Here is a 16,301-nt window from a genome sequence, read left to right on the forward strand (position 1 = left end):
CGACGGAACGATTCGGGCCGTCGCCGGACGGCTTGCGCCCGGCGACGGATACGGTGCGGCGCCGGCCCGGCCGGCGCCATCGGCTCAACGGTGGCCGAGTTGCGCGAGCAGCGCCTCGGCGGCGGGCGCCGACGACGCGGGGTTCTGCCCCGTGATCAGCAGCCCGTCGGTGACGATATGCGGCGCCCAGTCGGCGCTGCGTTCGAATTGCGCGCCGTTGGTCTTCAGCATGTCCTCGACGAGGAACGGCACGACTTCCGTCAGTTCGACGGCCGCTTCCTCGCTGTTGGTGAAGCCCGTCACGCGCTTGCCGCGCACGACCGATTCGCCGGTCTGCGGATTCTTCACGTGACGCAGCACGCCCGGCGCGTGGCAGACGGCCGCCACCGGCTTGCCGGCCGCCAGCGCGCGCTCGATCAGGCCGATCGAATGCAGATCCTCGGCGAGATCCCACAGCGGGCCATGGCCGCCCGGGTAGAACACGGCGTCGTAATCGTCCACGGACACGTCGGCCAGCTTGCGCGTCGACGCCAGTTCGGCCTTGGCCGCCGCATCGGCTTCGAAGCGGCGCGTCGCGTCGGTCTGGGCGGCCGGATCGCTGCTTTTCGGGTCGAGCGGCGGCTGGCCGCCCTTCGGCGATGCGAGCGTCAGCTCGACGCCCGCATCCTTGAACGCGTAGTACGGCGCGGCCAGTTCCTCGAGCCAGAAGCCGGTCTTCTTGCCGGTGTCGCCGAGCGTGTCGTGAGAGGTCAGGACAACCAGAATCTTCATGATCGGACACTCCTTCGAAAAGTTGTTGGGAACGGGGCCACATGATCCAAAAACCGGCCGGCGCGGCGCGCCTGTCCGTTAGTCAGTTGTGACGCGTCATCGTGCGACCCGCGTATCCGAATGCAGCATGCGCCTATTAGACCAGTCGTCTAGAACATTCAAAAATAAAACGACGGCGTCTCGCCGCGCTACCAGCACCACCGCGCGAGATGGCATTTTCGCGCCTTGCTTGCATGCGCCACGGACGTCGCCGCATTCACGAGGACGGATGATAGTCGTGGATTAGACCAGTCGTCTAGTAAATGGATAATCATCCCTGCCGCCGTCATGGGCTTTCTCGAGGGGTGCGATCCGTCGGTGTCCGCAGGTGCTCGCGCCCCTCGCCTTCATCGCGCCGGCTGGTCGCGCAACGGACCGTCGGTGTCGCCCGCCTCGATTGCCGGCGCCTCGAGCCGGTGCTCGCGCACGCCGTTGCCCAGCAGGCGCAGCATCAGTTCCGCGAGCGAGCGCCCGGACGCGTGGCCGGTCGGCTGCACGACCGCCGTCACGCGATGCGGGTGCGCGAGGCCCGGCGGCACGCCGTCGTAGACGATCAGCGACATGTCCTCGCCCAGGCGCAGCCCGCTGTCCACGAGCGCCCGAAACGCGCCGCCGCCCGCGATATTGTTGTCGACCAGCAGCGCCGTCGGCCGCTCGGCGCGCGCGAGCAGCGCCCGCACCGCCTGCAACCCGCCGTCGTGCGTGAACGGGCACTCGACGAGCAGCGCCGGGTCCGGCTCGATGCCGGCTTCGCGCAGGGCCGACAGATAGCCTGCACGGCGCTGCGCGGCGAAATTCAGCGCAAGCGGCGCGCTGATCATCGCAATGCGCCGGTGCCCGAAACCCGTCAGCCGGCGCACCGCGTCCCGCGCGCCCGCTTCGTTGTCGAAGTCGAACCACGCGTACGGCTCGGCCATCCGGGTCCGGCCGTAGGCCACGTACGGAAACGCGCTCGCCTGCAGGTACGCGATGCGCGGATCGTCGACCAGCGTGCGCGCGACGATCAGGCCGTCGACGAGTTTGCCTTCGACGATGCGCCGATAGGTGTCCAGTTCCGCGTTCGGCCGCGCCGACGCGATGATGAAATCGAGATTGCGTTCCGCGAGCCGCTCGGTGATGCCCGCGACGACCTCGCCGAAACGCGGATCGCCGAGGTCGCCCGCGCCGAACGGATAAACGATCCCGATCATGTCGGCCCGACCGGTCGCCAGCCGGCGCGCGGTCGGATCGGCCACGTAGCCCATTTCCCGTGCCGCCCGCGCCACGCGCTCGCGCGTCGCCTCGCTGACGTCGTCGTAACCGTTCAGCGCGCGGCTGACCGTCGTCCGCGACAGCCCGAGCGCGTCCGACAGCGCCTTCAGATTCACCTTCACCGTCACTCCTCGCATTCGCCGATCCGCCCGGCCGCCCGAACACCGGGATGCACCGGCCGGGTAATTATTTCCAATTGGTAACGATTACCGTCAAATAAATATCTTTTGCGTTCCAAACCGGTTTGAAATAGCATCCAAACCGGTTTGGACATCGATGCCCACTCAGCCGTTCACTTTCACCTTGCCAGGGAACAACGACGAGATGACACACTTTCCCCTTTTCCGCCCGATCGCGACCAAACGTTTGCTCCTCGCTGGCGGCGCACTTGCCGCCTTCGCGTCCGTCGCGCACGCGCAGTCCAGCGGCACGGGCGCGCCCGTGCCCACGCCCCATACGCAGCAGGCCTACGATCCCGAAGGCAACTTCACGATGCGCTGGACGCGTGCGGACATCCGCCAGATCGTCGCGCAGTCGCACACCGCCGGCGCCGACAAGAACTCGCTGCCGCAAGCGCTGACGATGCCGGACATCCCGCAGGATTTCCCGCTGATCAACTCGAACGTGTGGGTGTGGGACACGTGGCCGCTGGCCGACCTGCGCGCGAACCAGCTCAGCTACAAGGGCTGGGAGGTGATCTTCTCGCTCACCGCCGATCCGCACGCGGGCTACACGTTCGACGACCGTCACGTCCACGCCCGCATCGGCTTCTTCTATCGCCGCGCGGGCATCCCCGCGTCGCAGCGCCCCGCCAACGGCGGCTGGACCTGGGGCGGCCACCTGTTCCCGGACGGCGCGAGCGCCAAGGTATTCGGCACCGCACCGATGACCAACAACGCCGAATGGTCGGGCTCCGCGCGCCTCACGAACGGCAGCAACGTCAGCCTGTACTACACGGCGACGTCGTTCAACCGCTCGGCACCCGGCGGCGCGGACATCACGCCGCCGCAGGCGATCATCACGCGCGCCGACGGCAACATCCACGCCGACAACACGCACGTGTGGTTCACCGGCTTCGACAATCACAAGCCGCTGCTGCAACCGGACGGCAACTACTACCAGACCGGCCAGCAGAACACCTACTTCTCGTTCCGCGATCCGTTCGTGTTCACCGACCCCGCGCATCCGGGCAAGACCTACATGGTGTTCGAAGGCAACACCGGCGGCCCGCGCGGCGCGCGCACCTGCACCGAGGCCGATCTCGGCTATGCACCGAACGATCCGAACCGCGAAGATCTCAACGCGGTGATGAATTCGGGCGCAGTGTATCAAAAGGCCAATGTCGGCCTGGCGGTCGCGACGAACCCGCAACTGACCGAGTGGAAGTTCCTGCCGCCGATCCTGTCGGCGAACTGCGTCGACGACCAGACCGAGCGCCCGCAGATCTACCTGAAGGACGGCAAGTACTACCTGTTCACGATCAGCCACCGCACGACGATGGCGGCCGGCGTCGACGGCCCGGACGGCGTGTACGGTTTCGTCGGCAACGGCATCCGCAGCGACTTCCTGCCGCTGAACGGCGGCAGCGGCCTCGTGCTCGGCAACCCGACCGACTTCTCCGCACCGGCCGGCGCACCGTATTCGCAGGATCCGAACCAGAACCCGCGCGAATTCCAGTCGTATTCGCACTACGTGATGCCGGGCGGGCTCGTCGAGTCGTTCATCGATGCGATCGGCCCGCGTCGCGGCGGCACGCTCGCGCCGACGGTGAAGGTGAACATCAACGGCACGTCGACGGCGGTCGACCGCACGTATGGACGCGGCGGCCTCGGCGGCTACGGCGACATTCCGGCGAACCTGCCCGCGACGGGCGCCGGACACAACGACGGCAACAGCCAGTGAAGTCGGGATAACCAACCATAACAATCATCGATAAAGGCACGGGGTTAGGGAGGCGCATATCGCGCGTGTCGCGTGCGCGCCTCCGCTTTTTCCATCCATCCATTGCGCGCACCGCCGTCGAAAGCGGCAGGCGCCCATCTTTCCCGCCTTGCACGGCGAAGCACGACACCCCGCATGATATCGACGTCTTTTCGCTTTTCCGCCCTGATCGCCCGGTTGCTGCTCGCCTGCGTGGCCACCCAGGCCGCTGCCGCGCCTTGCCACGCGCCGGCTGACGACGGCACCCCGCAATGGCGACCCGCGCTCCATTACACGCCGCAGCGCAACTGGATGAACGACCCGAACGGGCTCGTCTACGACAACGGCCGCTATCACCTGTTCTACCAATACAATCCGCTCGGCAACGACTGGGGCAACATGTCGTGGGGCCACGCGACGAGCACCGATCTCGTCCACTGGCGCGAGCAGCCGGTCGCGATGCGCGCGAACGCGACGGAGGAAATCTTCTCCGGCTCGATCGTCGCCGATACGCTGAACACGTCCGGTCTCGGCACACCGGGCCACACGCCGCTCGTCGCGCTTTATACGAGTGTCTACAAACCCGGTTCGGGTCACGCACCCGGCATACAGGCGCAGTCGCTCGCGTACAGCCTCGATCAGGGCACGACCTGGCAGCCGTATACGCACAACCCGGTGCTGACCCTCGACCCGGAATCGAAGCAATTTCGCGACCCGAAAGTGTCGTGGTATGCGCCGGGCGGCTACTGGCTGATGACGACGGTCGTCGCCGATGCGCACGTCGTGAAGCTCTATCGCTCGGACGACCTGATCCACTGGAATTTCCTGAGCGACTTCACGCGGCCGGGCGTGCCGCACGACGGCGCGCTGTGGGAAATGCCCGACCTCGTGCCGCTGCCGCTCGACGGCGACCCCGCACAAACACGGTGGGTCATGATCGTCAACGTCAACCCGTGGTCGATCGCCGGCGGCTCGGGCGCGATGTATTTCGTCGGCCACTTCGACGGCCGCACGTTTACGCCGGATCGCGTCGCCCCCGCCGGTTCCGATCCCGCGCAATTCCACTGGGTCGACCATGGCGCGGATTTCTACGCAGCCGGCACCTTCTCGGGCGCACCCGGCTCACGACCGGTCGCGATCGCGTGGATGAGCAACTGGGATTACGCGGCAAAAGTGCCGACTACGCCGTGGCGCGGCGCGACGACCCTGCCGCGTGAACTCTCGCTGAAAACGATCGACGGCGAACCGACGCTCGTCGTCGCGCCGGCGGCCGCGTTCGACGCATGGGCGGACGGACGGCCCGCCGTTCACGAAGGCGACCTCACGGTCGATTCCGCGACACGCGCGCTGTCGCCCGCGACGCGCGGCACCGTCCAGCGCATCACCGTCACGATCGAGCCGCGGCACGCGGCGCGTGCCGGCCTGATCGTCCGCCGCTCGGCTGACGGCTCGGTCGGCACCCGGATCGTGTACGACACCGTGAAGCGCACGCTGACGCTCGACCGCTCCCGCTCCGGCGAAGCGAATTTCGCCGGCACGTTCAGCCGCGAACACATCGTGGACCTGCCGCTCGAGCACGGGCGGTTGCGGCTCGAGATCGTCGTCGATCGCGGCTCGGTCGAAGTGTTCGCGAACGGCGGCCGAGTGGCGCTCACCGACCTGATCTTCCCGCCGCCCGACGCGGACCGCGTCGCCGTGTTCGCCGAGCACGGCCGCGCGACGTTCTCCGGGCTCACGGTGACGCAGCTCGAAGCCGGCGGCGACAGGCATGGCACCTGTGCGGCACGATAGAAGCAACGCGCGGACGCGATACGTCCGCCGGTGACGTGGGCTGTCCGCCCGGCGCAACGCCGGGCGGTTGCAGCCCCCGCCGGGGCCTCGCCGATCAGAGCAAGCCCATCCCGCCCGACGCGATGATCTCCGCGCCGACGATGAACGCGGATTCCGGCGCGCTGAGGTGCAGCACCGTCGACGCGATCTCGTCCGGCGTGCCGAACCGGCCGACCGGCACGAGGCCCTTGATCTTGTCGGCCGTCTCGTCGAGCGTGGCCGCGTCGAGCCCGAGCTTGCCGTAGAGCGGCGTCTGCACGGGCCCCGGGCTCACGACGTTCACGCGCACGCCGTGCGGCAGCAGTTCCGTCGACAGTGTCTTCGCGAACGAATTGACGGCCGCCTTGCTCGCCGCGTACACCGACGAGCCGGGCATCCCGATGTGCGCGTTGATCGAGCCGTTGATCACGATCGACGCGCCACGGTTCAGCAGCGGCACCAGCGACTGGATCTGGAAATACGCGCCCTTCACGTTGGTGTTGAACACGAGATCCCACATGGCCTCGTCGCTGTCGGCGAACGGCGCGAGTTTCGCGACGCCCGCGTTGATGAACACGGCGTCGAGCCGCGCTCCCGCCGACGCGATCGCATCGGCCAGCGCGCGGGCCGACGCGACGCTGCCGGCCTCGTTGCGGATCGCGAGCGCATCCGCGCCGAGCGTTTGCCGCGCGGCCTCGAGCGTCTGCGCATCGCGCCCGGTGATGATGACCCGCGCGCCTTCGGCCGCGAATGCCCTGGCGGCCGCCAGGCCGATGCCGCTGTTGCCGCCCGTGACGAGGACCGTCTTTCCTTCGAAGCGTTGCATGATGTTCTCCCGTGAACCGGTGAGTTGACCGTGGACACAGGATGCGCGCCGCGCCCGGCCTTGCCGTACGACGGGCGCGACGAACACGTTCGAAATCGTCGAACGTGTTTGCGCGGACGGGTTCGGTCGCGCGGTTCCGCGCCGCGTCAGCCGGCCACGTCGATCCCGTCGAGCAGCCGTTGCGCGAGCCTCGGTTCGCGCAATTGCTCGAGCCACCATTGCAGCGCCCGGCCGTCCCGGTCGCCGTGCCACGCGACATACAGCCGGTTCGGCTCGCGCGGATCGGCCGTCTGTCTTTCCACGAGTTCGCCGCGCGCCAGCAGCGACGCCACGCGCCGGCGCGGCACCCAGCCGACGCCCAGCCCGTCGCGCTGCGCGAGGATCTTCGCGCGCATCGACGGCACCGCCAGCACGGCCTGCCCGCCGAGCAGGCCATACGCGCGGCCGGACGCGCGCCGCGACGAATCGGCGACGACGACCGCCCGGTGCGCGCCGATCGCATCTCGCGTCAATGCGCCGCTCACGGCGGCCAGCGGATGGCGCGGCGATACCGCGAACACCCACTCCATCGCCCCCAGCTCGAACCACTTGAAGCCGGGAATCGCCGGCGGCTCGTTGGTCGCGCCGACCACCAGGTCCGCACGGCCGTCGCGCAGCGCTTCCCAGGTACCGCCGAGCACTTCGTGCGTGAAACGCAACGACACGCCCGAATCGAGCGCATCGAACGCGTGGACGACGGGCAACAGCGTGTCGAACTCCAGCACCTCGTCGCTGACGATCCACAGCCGGTCTTCCCAGCCGCTCGCGACCTGCCGCACACGCTGCGTCAGTCGCGCGACGTCCAGCGCCAGCCGCGCCGCCTCGTCGGTCAGCAACTGTCCGGCCGGCGTGAGCTGCAGCCGGTAGCCGCGCCGGTCGAACAGCAGCGCGTCGAAACGCGTTTCGAGCTGGCGCGCCGCGTGCGACACCGTCGACGGCGCCTTGCCGAGCCGCGCGGCCGCCCGCGACAGGCTGCCGGTGGCGCGGATCGCGTCGAGCAGCGCAAGTTCGTCTTCGGACAGCATGGGGTCGCTCCGGTGTGGGGTTGTCGTGGATCGTAAGGCAGCGGCGGGCCAAGGTCCAATCGGGTGATGCGGGCCGGTCGTGCCGGTCACGCGCGCGTCCCGCCCGGTCGGTTCGGCCGGCCTCCGCGCGATTCCTTGCGCTCCGGCGGCCGGCACAGGCATCCCGTCACGCCGCCACGTCGCCCGCACCACGCCGCCTTCCGGTATGCTGATTGACTCGAAATCACGGTAACCGAGGTAACCACTGCGATGGACATCGCGATCCGCATCGAAGGCCGTCACGACCTGACGGGGCAGATCTTCCGGCAACTGCGCACCGCGATCGTCGACGGGCGCCTCGCGGGCGGCGCGCGGCTGCCGTCGACGCGCGACCTCGCGAAACAGCTCGGCGTCTCGCGCAAGACGACGCTCGACGCGTTCGAGCGCCTGGTGGCCGAGGGCTACCTGAATACCCGCGCGGGCGACGGCACGTTCGTCGCCGACGGCCTCGCGCGCGTGCCGCACGCCGCGTCCCTGTCGGCGCCGTCGCTCGTCGACGGCACGCCGCGCGTCGACGCGGTCGATGCGCGCGCGCTGTGGAACGACCTGCCCGACGCGCTCGCGATGCCCGCCCCGCAGGATGCGCCCGCCTTCGACTTCCGCGGCGGCGTGACCGACAAGACGCTGTTCCCGTTCGACGCGTGGCGGCGCTGCCTGCATCACGCGCTGCGCCAGCAGATGCGCGGCCCCGCCCAGTATCACGACCCGGCCGGCGATCCGCAGTTGCGCGGGGCGATCGCGCGCTACGTCGGATTCAGCCGCGCGGTCGCATGCAGCTGGGACGACGTGCTCGTCACGCAAGGCGCGCAACAGGCGCTTGACCTGATCGCCCGCGTCGTCGTGCGGCCCGGCGATGTGGTCGCGGTCGAGGATCCCGGCTACCCGCCCGCGCGTGCCGCGTTCGCGTCGCTCGGTGCGACGGTGATCGGCGTGCCGGTCGACGCGCACGGCCTCGTGACGGAACGGTTGCCCGACGACGCGCGCCTCGTCTACGTGACGCCGTCGCATCAGTTCCCGCTCGGGATGCCGATGACGCTGGACCGGCGCGTCGCGCTGCTCGAATGGGCACAGCGCCGCCGCGCCGTGATCATCGAGGACGATTACGACGGCGAGTTCCGCTTCGAGGGCCGGCCGGTGGAGTCGCTGAAGAGCCTCGACCGCACGGGCCTCGTCGCGTATGTCGGCACCTTCTCGAAGACGATCTTTCCGGAGCTGCGGATCGGCTACGCGATTCCGCCGCGCGCGCTGCGCGGCGCGCTGGCCAAGGCGAAGCAGATCGTCGACTGGCACACCTGCACGCTGACGCAGGCGGCGCTCGCCCGCTTCATGCTCGAAGGCGACTTCGCACGGCACCTGAAGCGCGTGCAGAAGCACTACGATGCGCGTCGCAAGATGCTGATCGCGCATCTGCGCGGCGAACTCGCGCCGTGGTTCGACGCGATCGTGCCGACCGCCGGGATCCATCTCGCCGCCCGCCTGAAGCCGGGGCTCGACGAGGCGGCAGTCGTCCGCGCCGCCCGCGCGCAGGACATCGGCCTGTACGGTATCTCGGCATTCCACGTCGCCGTGCCGGTCAGTGCAGGGCTGCTGTTCGGCTATGGCGGGATCGACGCGCTGCGCATCGACACGGCGCTTGCGAAGCTCGCCGGCCTGCTGGGTTCGGGCAGCGTCGGCGGCCCGGCACTGGTTACCTGAATTTTCCAGAAATTGGCCATTCAAGAAGGCCAGCTTGCGCCCTAAAGTGGGTCCTGTCGCGCCACCGTGCGCTCCAACCGAAAAAGGACCTGCCATGCAACCGCGCCTGAACTTCTATACCGCCAGCCCGAACGCCATCAAGGTGATGCGCAACGCCGAGGACTTCATCGCGAAAAGCTCGATCGAGAAGCCGCTCGCCGAACTCGTCCGCCTGCGCGCGTCGCAGATCAACGGCTGCGCGTTCTGCGTCGACATGCACACGACCGACGCACGCAAGGACGGCGAAACCGACCGCCGTCTCGCGACCGTCGTCGTGTGGCGCGAAACGCCGTTCTTCACCGAGCGCGAACGCGCCGCGCTGGAATGGACCGAGGCGCTGACGCTGGTGGCCGACAACCACGTGCCCGACGCCGTCTGGGAGGCCGTGAAGCCGCATTTCACCGACGAGGAACTGTTCGACCTGTCGATGCTGATCGCGACGATCAACACGTGGAACCGCTTCGCGATCGCGTTCCGCAAGATGCCCGAGTAAGGAGACGACGATGACGTACGCCACGCTCCGTCGCGCCGCCCTCGGCGCATGGCTCGCGGCCGCGGCCGCGCTGCCGCCGGCCGCCGCCCATGCACACGACACCGGCGACAACGTGCACACGATCATGCAGCAGGCGGTGCCCGAAGCGCCCGGCAAGCTCGCGGTCGTCGCGACCGTCGACTACGCGCCCGGCCAGGCTTCGGAAGCCCACCGGCACCTCGGCTCGGTGTTCGCGGTCGTGTCGAAAGGCGAAGTGCTGTCGCAGGTGAACGGCGGCCCGCTGCACCGCTACCGCGCCGGCGAAGGCTGGTACGAGGCGCCCGGCTCGCGCCACCAGGTGTCGCGCAACGCAAGCGCGACCGAACCCGCGCAGCTCGTCGTGTTCGGGCTGACCGGCGAACACGTGCCGCTGACGTCGCCGATCGATCAGTAAGCGCTTGCCGGGGGGGCGCGTGCCGTTGTCTACGCACGTGCCCCCGCTGCACGACCGGGTTCGCCGCCGTTTCGCTTACTGAGCCCCGCCGCTCCCCGCCGGTTTTCCCTCGGCGCTTCTCCGCCGTTTCTCCGCCGTTTCTCCGCCGTTTCTCCGCCGCTTCCTCGCCGTTTCCGCATTAGCCGCTCCCTACACTCCGCGGTCGGCTTGCCGCACCGCACCGCGCCACATCCCGGCCCGCCCGCGCCCCCGTTCGACGCTCGCCTGATCTCGATCAACCCGGTCGAAAACCCTTCCTTGAAATTAACTAACTCATCAATTAGCGTCGATTCCATGAACGCGAAATCCACCGTCGCCAGGCCGCGCGGGCGCCGCCCGTCGGTCGACGATTTCGACCTGCGCGACCACATGCTCGACGTCGCGATGCAGTTGTTCGCCGAACGCGGCATCGCCGCGACGACCGTCGCGCAGATCGCCGCCGCAGCAGGCGTCACGTCGGCGATGGTCCACTACTACTTCACGAATCGCGAGCGGTTGCTCGACGCGATCGTCGAGGAACGGCTCGCACAGGCGATCGCGTTCGTGTGGCGACCGACCGAGCCGCGGATCGACGACGATCCGTTCGCACTTGTCGGCGAACTCGTCGACCGCTTCTTCGACGTCACGCACCGCATGCCGTGGCTGCCGTCGATCTGGCTGCGCGAGATCGTCCACGAAGGCGGGCTGCTGCGCGAACGGATGGTCCGGCGCATTCCGCTCGATCATGTCGGACGCTTCGCCGAACGCATCCGCGGCGCGCAGCAGGCCGGCACGCTGAACCCCGCGCTCGAACCCGCGTTCCTGTTCCATTCGATCATCGCGCTGGTGATGCTGCCGCTCGCGACCGCGAAACTGTGGCAAAGCGCGCGCGGCATGCCGCCGATCGATCGCGACGTGCTGCACCGGCACGTCCGCGCGCTGCTCGGTTCGGGAATGCAGCCACCCGCCCCCGCGCGTCGCGCTCGGGCCCGCTCGCCACGGAGGCCGTCATGAACCCGCTCCGCGCACGGCCGCTGGCGACGGTTGCCGCGGTTGCCGCAGTCGCCGTGCTCGCCGGCTGCGGACGCCCGGCAGACAACGGCACGACCTACCAGGGCTACGTCGAAGGCGAATTCGTGTACCTGTCGTCGTCGCAATCGGGCACGCTGACGCAGTTGGCGGTCGCGCGCGGCCAGACCCTCGCCGCCGGCGCACCGGCCTTCTCCCTCGAGGCCGTCAGCGAAACCGCTGCGCTGTTGCAGGCGCAGCACCAGCTCGCGGCCGCCCGCGCGCAGCTTGCCGACCTGCAGACGGGCAAGCGCCCGCCGGAAATCGCGGTCACGCAGGCGCAGCTCGCCCAGGCCACCGCGCAGGCCGCGCGAGCCGCCGCGCAACTGGCGCGCGACGAACGCCAGTACGCGGCCGGCGGCCTGTCGAAGCAGCAGCTCGACGATTCGCGCACGTCCGCGCAAACCACCGCCGCGCAGATGCGCGAACTTCAGAAACAGGTCGACGTCGCGCGCCTGCCGGGCCGCGCGCAGCAGGTCGCCGCGCAGGCCGCGCAGGTCGACGCCGCGCAGGCGGCCGTGGCCGAAGCGCAGTGGAAGCTCGACCAGAAGCGCGTCGCCGCCCCCGCCGCCGGGCGCGTGTACGACACGCTGTACCGTGTCGGCGAATGGGTGCAGGCCGGCAATCCGGTCGTGCAGATGCTGCCGCCGCAAAACCTGAAGGTGCGCTTCTTCGTGCCCGAGGCCGCCATCGCGTCGCTCGCACCGGGGCGCACCGTCGCGATCCACTGCGACGGCTGTGCGGCCGACGTGCCCGCGCACATCACCTACGTATCGAGCGAGGCCGAATACACGCCGCCCGTGATCTACAGCAACGAGAGCCGGACCAAGCTCGTGTTCATGATCGAGGCACGCCCGGCCGTGGCCGACGCGCCGAAGCTGCATCCGGGCCAGCCCGTCGCCGTGAGGGTGCCGTGAACACGCCCTCCGCCCCGTACGCGATCGACGTCGATCGCCTGAACAAGCATTTCGGCGACAAGCATGTCGTGAAGGACGTGTCGCTGCGCGTCGCGCGCGGCGAGATCTTCGGCTTTCTCGGTCCGAACGGCAGCGGCAAGACCACGTCGATCCGGATGATGTGCGGGTTGCTTACGCCCGACTCGGGCAGCGGCACCTGCCTCGGCTACGACATCGTGCGCGACAGCGCGCAGATCAAACGACGCGTCGGCTACATGACGCAACGCTTCTCGTACTGGGAAGACCTGTCGATCCGCGAGAACCTCGATTTCGTCGCGCGCGTGTACGGGATGCCCGACCGCAAGGCGGCCGTCGCGCGCGCCCTCGACGGGCTCGGCCTCGCGAGCCGCGCCGACCAGCTCACGGGCGCGCTGTCGGGCGGCTGGAAGCAGCGCCTCGCGCTGGCCGCCTGCATGCTGCACGAGCCGGCCCTGCTGCTGCTCGACGAGCCCACGGCCGGCGTCGACCCGGCCGCGCGGCGCGACTTCTGGGAAGAACTGCACCGGCTGGCCGCCCAGGGAATTTCGGTGCTCGTCAGCACGCACTACATGGACGAAGCCGAACGCTGCCACAAGCTCGCGTATATCGCGTACGGCGAGTTGCTCGCGCAGGGCACGTCGGCGGAGATCGTCGCGTCGCAGGGGCTCGCGACCCGCGCGATCACCGGCGGGCACCTGGCCGAACTGTCCGCGCGACTGCGGACGATGCCGGGCGTCGACCAGACGGTCGTGTTCGGTTCGGCGCTGCATGTGAGCGGCCGCGATCGCGCGCGGCTCGACGCGACGCTCGCGCAGGTCGCGGTGCAGGCCGGCGGGGCCGCCGCGCTGCAGGTCGCGCCGATCGACACCGGCCTCGAGGACGTATTCATCTACATGATGGGCCGCGCGTCTGCGCCGCCCGGCGGAGCGTCGTCATGAACGCGTGGGCGCGCTTGCGCGATGCGTTCTCGGTCGCGCGCTGGTGGAGCATCGTGCTGAAGGAATTCCTGCAGCTGCGCCGCGACCGCGTGACGTTCGCGATGATCGTCGGCGTGCCGATCATCCAGCTCGCGCTGTTCGGCTTCGCGATCAACACCGATCCGAAGCACCTGCCGACCGCGGTGATCGTCGCCGACGCGAGCCCGTTCGCGCGGAGCTTCGTCGCCGCGATGCGCAACTCCGCGTACTTCGACATCGTCGAGACGTTGCCCGACGAAGCGGCCGGCCAGCGTGCGCTCGCGCGCGGCGACGTGCTGTTCGTATTGAACGTGCCGGCCGATTTCTCGCGCCGGCTGCTGCGCGGCGAACGTCCGTCGCTGCTCGTCGAGGCGGACGCGACCGATCCCGTCGCGACCGCGTCGGCGATCGGCGCGCTCGCCGGCCTCGTGCAGCCGGTCGCGGACAAGGACCTGACCGGCCCGCTCGCGCACCTGAACGGCCGGCCGGCCGCCTTCGACGTCGTGCTGCACCGGCTCTACAACCCCGAGGGCATCACGCAGTACAACGTCGTGCCGGGCCTGATGGGCGTGATCCTGACGATGACGATGGTGATGATGACGGGCCTCGCGATCACGCGCGAACGCGAGCGCGGCACGATGGAGAACCTGCTCGCGACGCCCGTGCGGCCGCTCGAGGTGATGACGGGCAAGATCGTCCCGTACGTGCTGATCGGGCTGATCCAGGTGTCGATCATTCTCGCGGCCGCCCGCTTCGTGTTCGAGGTGCCGTTCGTCGGCGGCGCGTTCGCGATCTACCTGTCCGCGCTGCTGTTCATTGCCGCGAACCTGACCGTCGGCATCACGCTGTCGTCGCTCGCGCAGAACCAGTTGCAGGCGATGCAGCTCGCGGTGTTCTACTTCCTGCCGAACATCCTGCTGTCGGGCTTCATGTTCCCGTTCGCCGGGATGCCGAAGTGGGCGCAGTTCATCGGCAACCTGCTGCCGCTCACCTACTTCAACCGCCTCGTGCGCGGCATCCTGCTGAAAGGGAACGGCTGGAACGACCTGTGGCCATCCGTGTGGCCGGTCGCGCTGTTCACCGTCGTCGTGATGGGCATCGCGTTGCGCTTCTACCGGCGCACGCTCGACTAGGCACCGCACGATGAAACCGGCTTCGCGTCGCCCCCTCCACGCCACCCGCTGCTGCACGCTGGTCGCTGCCGTGCTGCTCGTCGCCGGATGCGCGGTCGGGCCGGATTTCCACGCGCCGGATGCGCCCGCCACGCAGCGCTACACGCGCGGCGAACCACCGGCGACGACGGCCGCCGCCGCCGGCCCGGCAGGCGATGGCCAGACGTTCGCATCGGCCGAACACACTCCGCAGCACTGGTGGACGCAGTTCGGCTCCGAACCGCTGAACCGGCTCGTCGATACCGCGTGGCGCAACAGCCCGACGCTTGCCCAAGCCCGCGCGCGGCTCGACGAAGCGCGCCAGAACCATGCAGCCGAAGCCGGCGCGACGATGCTGCCGAAAGTCGATGCGAGCCTGTCCGCGACGCGCGAGCAGGTCGACACGACCGCGTTCGGCCTGCCGGCCAGCGTGCCGAGCCCGGGGCCGTTCACGCTTTATGACGCGTCGGTGAGCGTGTCGTACGTGCTCGATGTGTTCGGCGGCAACCGGCGCGCGCTCGAGGCGTTGCGCGCGCAGGTCGACTATCAGGCCTATACGCTCGACGCCGCGCGCCTGACGCTCGCGGGTAACGTCGTCGCCACCGCGATCCTGCGCGCGTCGCTCGCGCAGCAGGTCGCGCTCACGCGGCAGCTGATCGACGCGCAGACGCGTCAGTTGCGCATCGTCGAAGCGCGTTTCGTTGCCGGTGGCGTATCACAGGCCGATGTGCATGCGCAGCGCGCGTTGCTCGCGCAGACGCAGGCGTCGCTGCCGCCGCTCGCGACCCGCCTCGCGCAGTCCGGCCACCGGCTCGCGATCCTGCTCGGCGCGCCGCCCGCCGACGCGATGCTGCCCGACCTCACGCTGGATACGCTCGCGCTGCCTCGCACGCTGCCCGTTGCGCTGCCGTCGACGCTCGCACGCGAACGGCCCGACATCCGCGCCGCCGAAGCCGTGCTGCACCAGGCGAGCGCGAACGTCGGCGTGGCCACCGCGAACCTGTATCCGCGCTTTTCGGTTTCGGCGGGGATCGGCTCGGAGCGCACACGTATCGCGGATATCGTGAGCGGGCTCAATGTATGGAATGTCGGTCTCGGTTTCACGCAGCCGCTCTTTCACGGCGGTGAACTGCGTGCGAAGAAACGCGCGGCCGAAGCGGCGTACGACGCCGCGTTCGCGAGTTACCGGGAAACCGTGCTCGAGGCGCTGCAGCAGGTGGCCGACGCAATGCGCGCGGTCGAGCACGACGCTGCCGAGCTGCGGGCGAGAGACACCGCTGCGCAGGAAGCGGCGGCAAGCAACGCGATTGCCGGCGATCGTTACGCGGCAGGCGGAATCAGCACGTTCGACCTGCTCGACGCGCAGCGGCAGGCACTGCAGACGGCGCTCGACCGTACGCGCGCACAGGCCGACCGGCTTGCCGATACGGCGGCGCTGTTTCAGGCGCTGGCGGGAAGCTGGATGGATGATGCGGCGGAGTGAGTGCGCGGTGGAGGCTCAATGCGGCGATCGAAGCGGAGCAATCGCGCGACGCGGGCTTGACCCAGCGATAGAAACGGAGCGATCACGCATGCAGGTTCGCCGCAGCGGTAGACGCGCAGTGATCGCGCGGTGCGCGGGCTTGACGCAGCGATCGAAGCAGAGCAATCGCGCATGCAGGCTCGACGCAGCGATAGAAGTGGAATGATCGCGCGGTGCGGGTTTGACCCAGCGATCTCAGCGCGACATTCGCCCGAATTGCGCAGCCATGAAAAAACCGGCCCGAAGGCCTAATGCCGTTCAGTTAAGGTTTT

General features: G+C 69.1%; 14 protein-coding genes. 10 read left to right on the top strand and 4 right to left on the bottom strand.

Annotated features, from left to right (window positions below; genetic code table 11):
• Positions 1 to 84: 84 nt before the first annotated feature.
• On the bottom strand, positions 85 to 771 hold the full coding sequence (locus VK92_RS01410) for a type 1 glutamine amidotransferase domain-containing protein (protein ID WP_048023143.1): 687 nt from the start codon (positions 769 to 771) through the stop codon (positions 85 to 87).
• A gap of 386 nt (positions 772 to 1,157) precedes the next feature.
• Positions 1,158 to 2,198, bottom strand: coding sequence for a substrate-binding domain-containing protein (locus VK92_RS01415; protein ID WP_048023145.1), 1,041 nt, complete (start codon positions 2,196 to 2,198; stop codon positions 1,158 to 1,160).
• A gap of 187 nt (positions 2,199 to 2,385) precedes the next feature.
• Here VK92_RS01415 and VK92_RS01420 point away from each other — a divergent pair, with 187 nt between their 5' ends.
• Both VK92_RS01420 and VK92_RS01425 read left to right on the top strand, forming a co-directional pair.
• Positions 2,386 to 3,963 (top strand): glycoside hydrolase family 68 protein, encoded by a 1,578-nt coding sequence (locus VK92_RS01420; protein WP_048023147.1) that lies wholly within the window; start codon positions 2,386 to 2,388, stop codon positions 3,961 to 3,963.
• A gap of 174 nt (positions 3,964 to 4,137) precedes the next feature.
• Positions 4,138 to 5,772 (top strand): glycoside hydrolase family 32 protein, encoded by a 1,635-nt coding sequence (locus tag VK92_RS01425; RefSeq protein WP_048023149.1) that lies wholly within the window; start codon positions 4,138 to 4,140, stop codon positions 5,770 to 5,772.
• A 94-nt stretch (positions 5,773 to 5,866) separates the two neighbouring features.
• Here VK92_RS01425 and VK92_RS01430 read toward each other — a convergent pair whose 3' ends face one another.
• On the bottom strand, positions 5,867 to 6,616 hold the full coding sequence (locus VK92_RS01430) for an SDR family oxidoreductase (RefSeq protein ID WP_021159252.1): 750 nt from the start codon (positions 6,614 to 6,616) through the stop codon (positions 5,867 to 5,869).
• 146 nt (positions 6,617 to 6,762) lie between these two features.
• Positions 6,763 to 7,680, bottom strand: a complete 918-nt coding sequence (locus VK92_RS01435) for a LysR family transcriptional regulator (protein ID WP_048023151.1) — start codon at positions 7,678 to 7,680, stop codon at positions 6,763 to 6,765.
• Positions 7,681 to 7,929: 249 nt separating this feature from the next.
• Between VK92_RS01435 and pdxR the strand changes: the two genes are divergently transcribed.
• The 8 genes from pdxR (at position 7,930) to VK92_RS01475 (ending at position 15,990) form a co-directional block, all read left to right on the top strand.
• A complete protein-coding gene (gene pdxR, locus VK92_RS01440) occupies positions 7,930 to 9,414 on the top strand; it encodes a MocR-like pyridoxine biosynthesis transcription factor PdxR (protein ID WP_048023153.1) in 1,485 nt (494 codons plus the stop codon).
• A gap of 94 nt (positions 9,415 to 9,508) precedes the next feature.
• Positions 9,509 to 9,946 (top strand): carboxymuconolactone decarboxylase family protein, encoded by a 438-nt coding sequence (locus VK92_RS01445; RefSeq protein ID WP_021159255.1) that lies wholly within the window; start codon positions 9,509 to 9,511, stop codon positions 9,944 to 9,946.
• 10 nt (positions 9,947 to 9,956) lie between these two features.
• A complete protein-coding gene (locus tag VK92_RS01450) occupies positions 9,957 to 10,379 on the top strand; it encodes a cupin domain-containing protein (protein WP_021159256.1) in 423 nt (140 codons plus the stop codon).
• Between the two features lie 333 nt (positions 10,380 to 10,712).
• A complete protein-coding gene (locus tag VK92_RS01455; protein ID WP_048023154.1) occupies positions 10,713 to 11,411 on the top strand; it encodes a TetR/AcrR family transcriptional regulator in 699 nt (232 codons plus the stop codon).
• Complete coding sequence (locus tag VK92_RS01460; RefSeq protein WP_048023156.1) at positions 11,408 to 12,382, top strand: HlyD family secretion protein; 975 nt, start codon at positions 11,408 to 11,410, stop codon at positions 12,380 to 12,382. Before VK92_RS01455 ends, VK92_RS01460 begins: the two co-directional genes overlap by 4 nt.
• A complete protein-coding gene (locus VK92_RS01465) occupies positions 12,379 to 13,338 on the top strand; it encodes an ABC transporter ATP-binding protein (RefSeq protein ID WP_048023158.1) in 960 nt (319 codons plus the stop codon). The genes VK92_RS01460 and VK92_RS01465 overlap by 4 nt, the downstream gene beginning before the upstream one ends.
• Positions 13,335 to 14,489, top strand: coding sequence for an ABC transporter permease (locus tag VK92_RS01470; protein WP_048023160.1), 1,155 nt, complete (start codon positions 13,335 to 13,337; stop codon positions 14,487 to 14,489). Before VK92_RS01465 ends, VK92_RS01470 begins: the two co-directional genes overlap by 4 nt.
• A gap of 10 nt (positions 14,490 to 14,499) precedes the next feature.
• Positions 14,500 to 15,990, top strand: coding sequence for an efflux transporter outer membrane subunit (locus VK92_RS01475; RefSeq protein ID WP_048023162.1), 1,491 nt, complete (start codon positions 14,500 to 14,502; stop codon positions 15,988 to 15,990).
• The last annotated feature ends 311 nt before the right edge of the window (positions 15,991 to 16,301 follow it).

Source organism: Burkholderia sp. LK4, assembly GCF_001043615.1.
In the GTDB taxonomy this organism is placed as follows: domain Bacteria; phylum Pseudomonadota; class Gammaproteobacteria; order Burkholderiales; family Burkholderiaceae; genus Burkholderia; species Burkholderia cepacia.

Excerpts from the sequence above, each read along its gene's own strand:
- VK92_RS01430 (WP_021159252.1), bottom strand. The coding sequence starts at position 6,616 with ATGCAACGCTTCGAAGGAAAGACGGTCCTCGTCACGGGCGGCAACAGC.
- pdxR (WP_048023153.1), top strand. The coding sequence starts at position 7,930 with ATGGACATCGCGATCCGCATCGAAGGCCGTCACGACCTGACGGGGCAG.
- VK92_RS01475 (WP_048023162.1), top strand. The coding sequence starts at position 14,500 with ATGAAACCGGCTTCGCGTCGCCCCCTCCACGCCACCCGCTGCTGCACG.
- VK92_RS01415 (WP_048023145.1), bottom strand. The coding sequence starts at position 2,198 with ATGCGAGGAGTGACGGTGAAGGTGAATCTGAAGGCGCTGTCGGACGCG.
- VK92_RS01425 (WP_048023149.1), top strand. The coding sequence starts at position 4,138 with ATGATATCGACGTCTTTTCGCTTTTCCGCCCTGATCGCCCGGTTGCTG.
- VK92_RS01435 (WP_048023151.1), bottom strand. The coding sequence starts at position 7,680 with ATGCTGTCCGAAGACGAACTTGCGCTGCTCGACGCGATCCGCGCCACC.
- VK92_RS01455 (WP_048023154.1), top strand. The coding sequence starts at position 10,713 with ATGAACGCGAAATCCACCGTCGCCAGGCCGCGCGGGCGCCGCCCGTCG.
- VK92_RS01420 (WP_048023147.1), top strand. The coding sequence starts at position 2,386 with ATGACACACTTTCCCCTTTTCCGCCCGATCGCGACCAAACGTTTGCTC.
- VK92_RS01460 (WP_048023156.1), top strand. The coding sequence starts at position 11,408 with ATGAACCCGCTCCGCGCACGGCCGCTGGCGACGGTTGCCGCGGTTGCC.
- VK92_RS01450 (WP_021159256.1), top strand. The coding sequence starts at position 9,957 with ATGACGTACGCCACGCTCCGTCGCGCCGCCCTCGGCGCATGGCTCGCG.
- VK92_RS01445 (WP_021159255.1), top strand. The coding sequence starts at position 9,509 with ATGCAACCGCGCCTGAACTTCTATACCGCCAGCCCGAACGCCATCAAG.
- VK92_RS01470 (WP_048023160.1), top strand. The coding sequence starts at position 13,335 with ATGAACGCGTGGGCGCGCTTGCGCGATGCGTTCTCGGTCGCGCGCTGG.
- VK92_RS01410 (WP_048023143.1), bottom strand. The coding sequence starts at position 771 with ATGAAGATTCTGGTTGTCCTGACCTCTCACGACACGCTCGGCGACACC.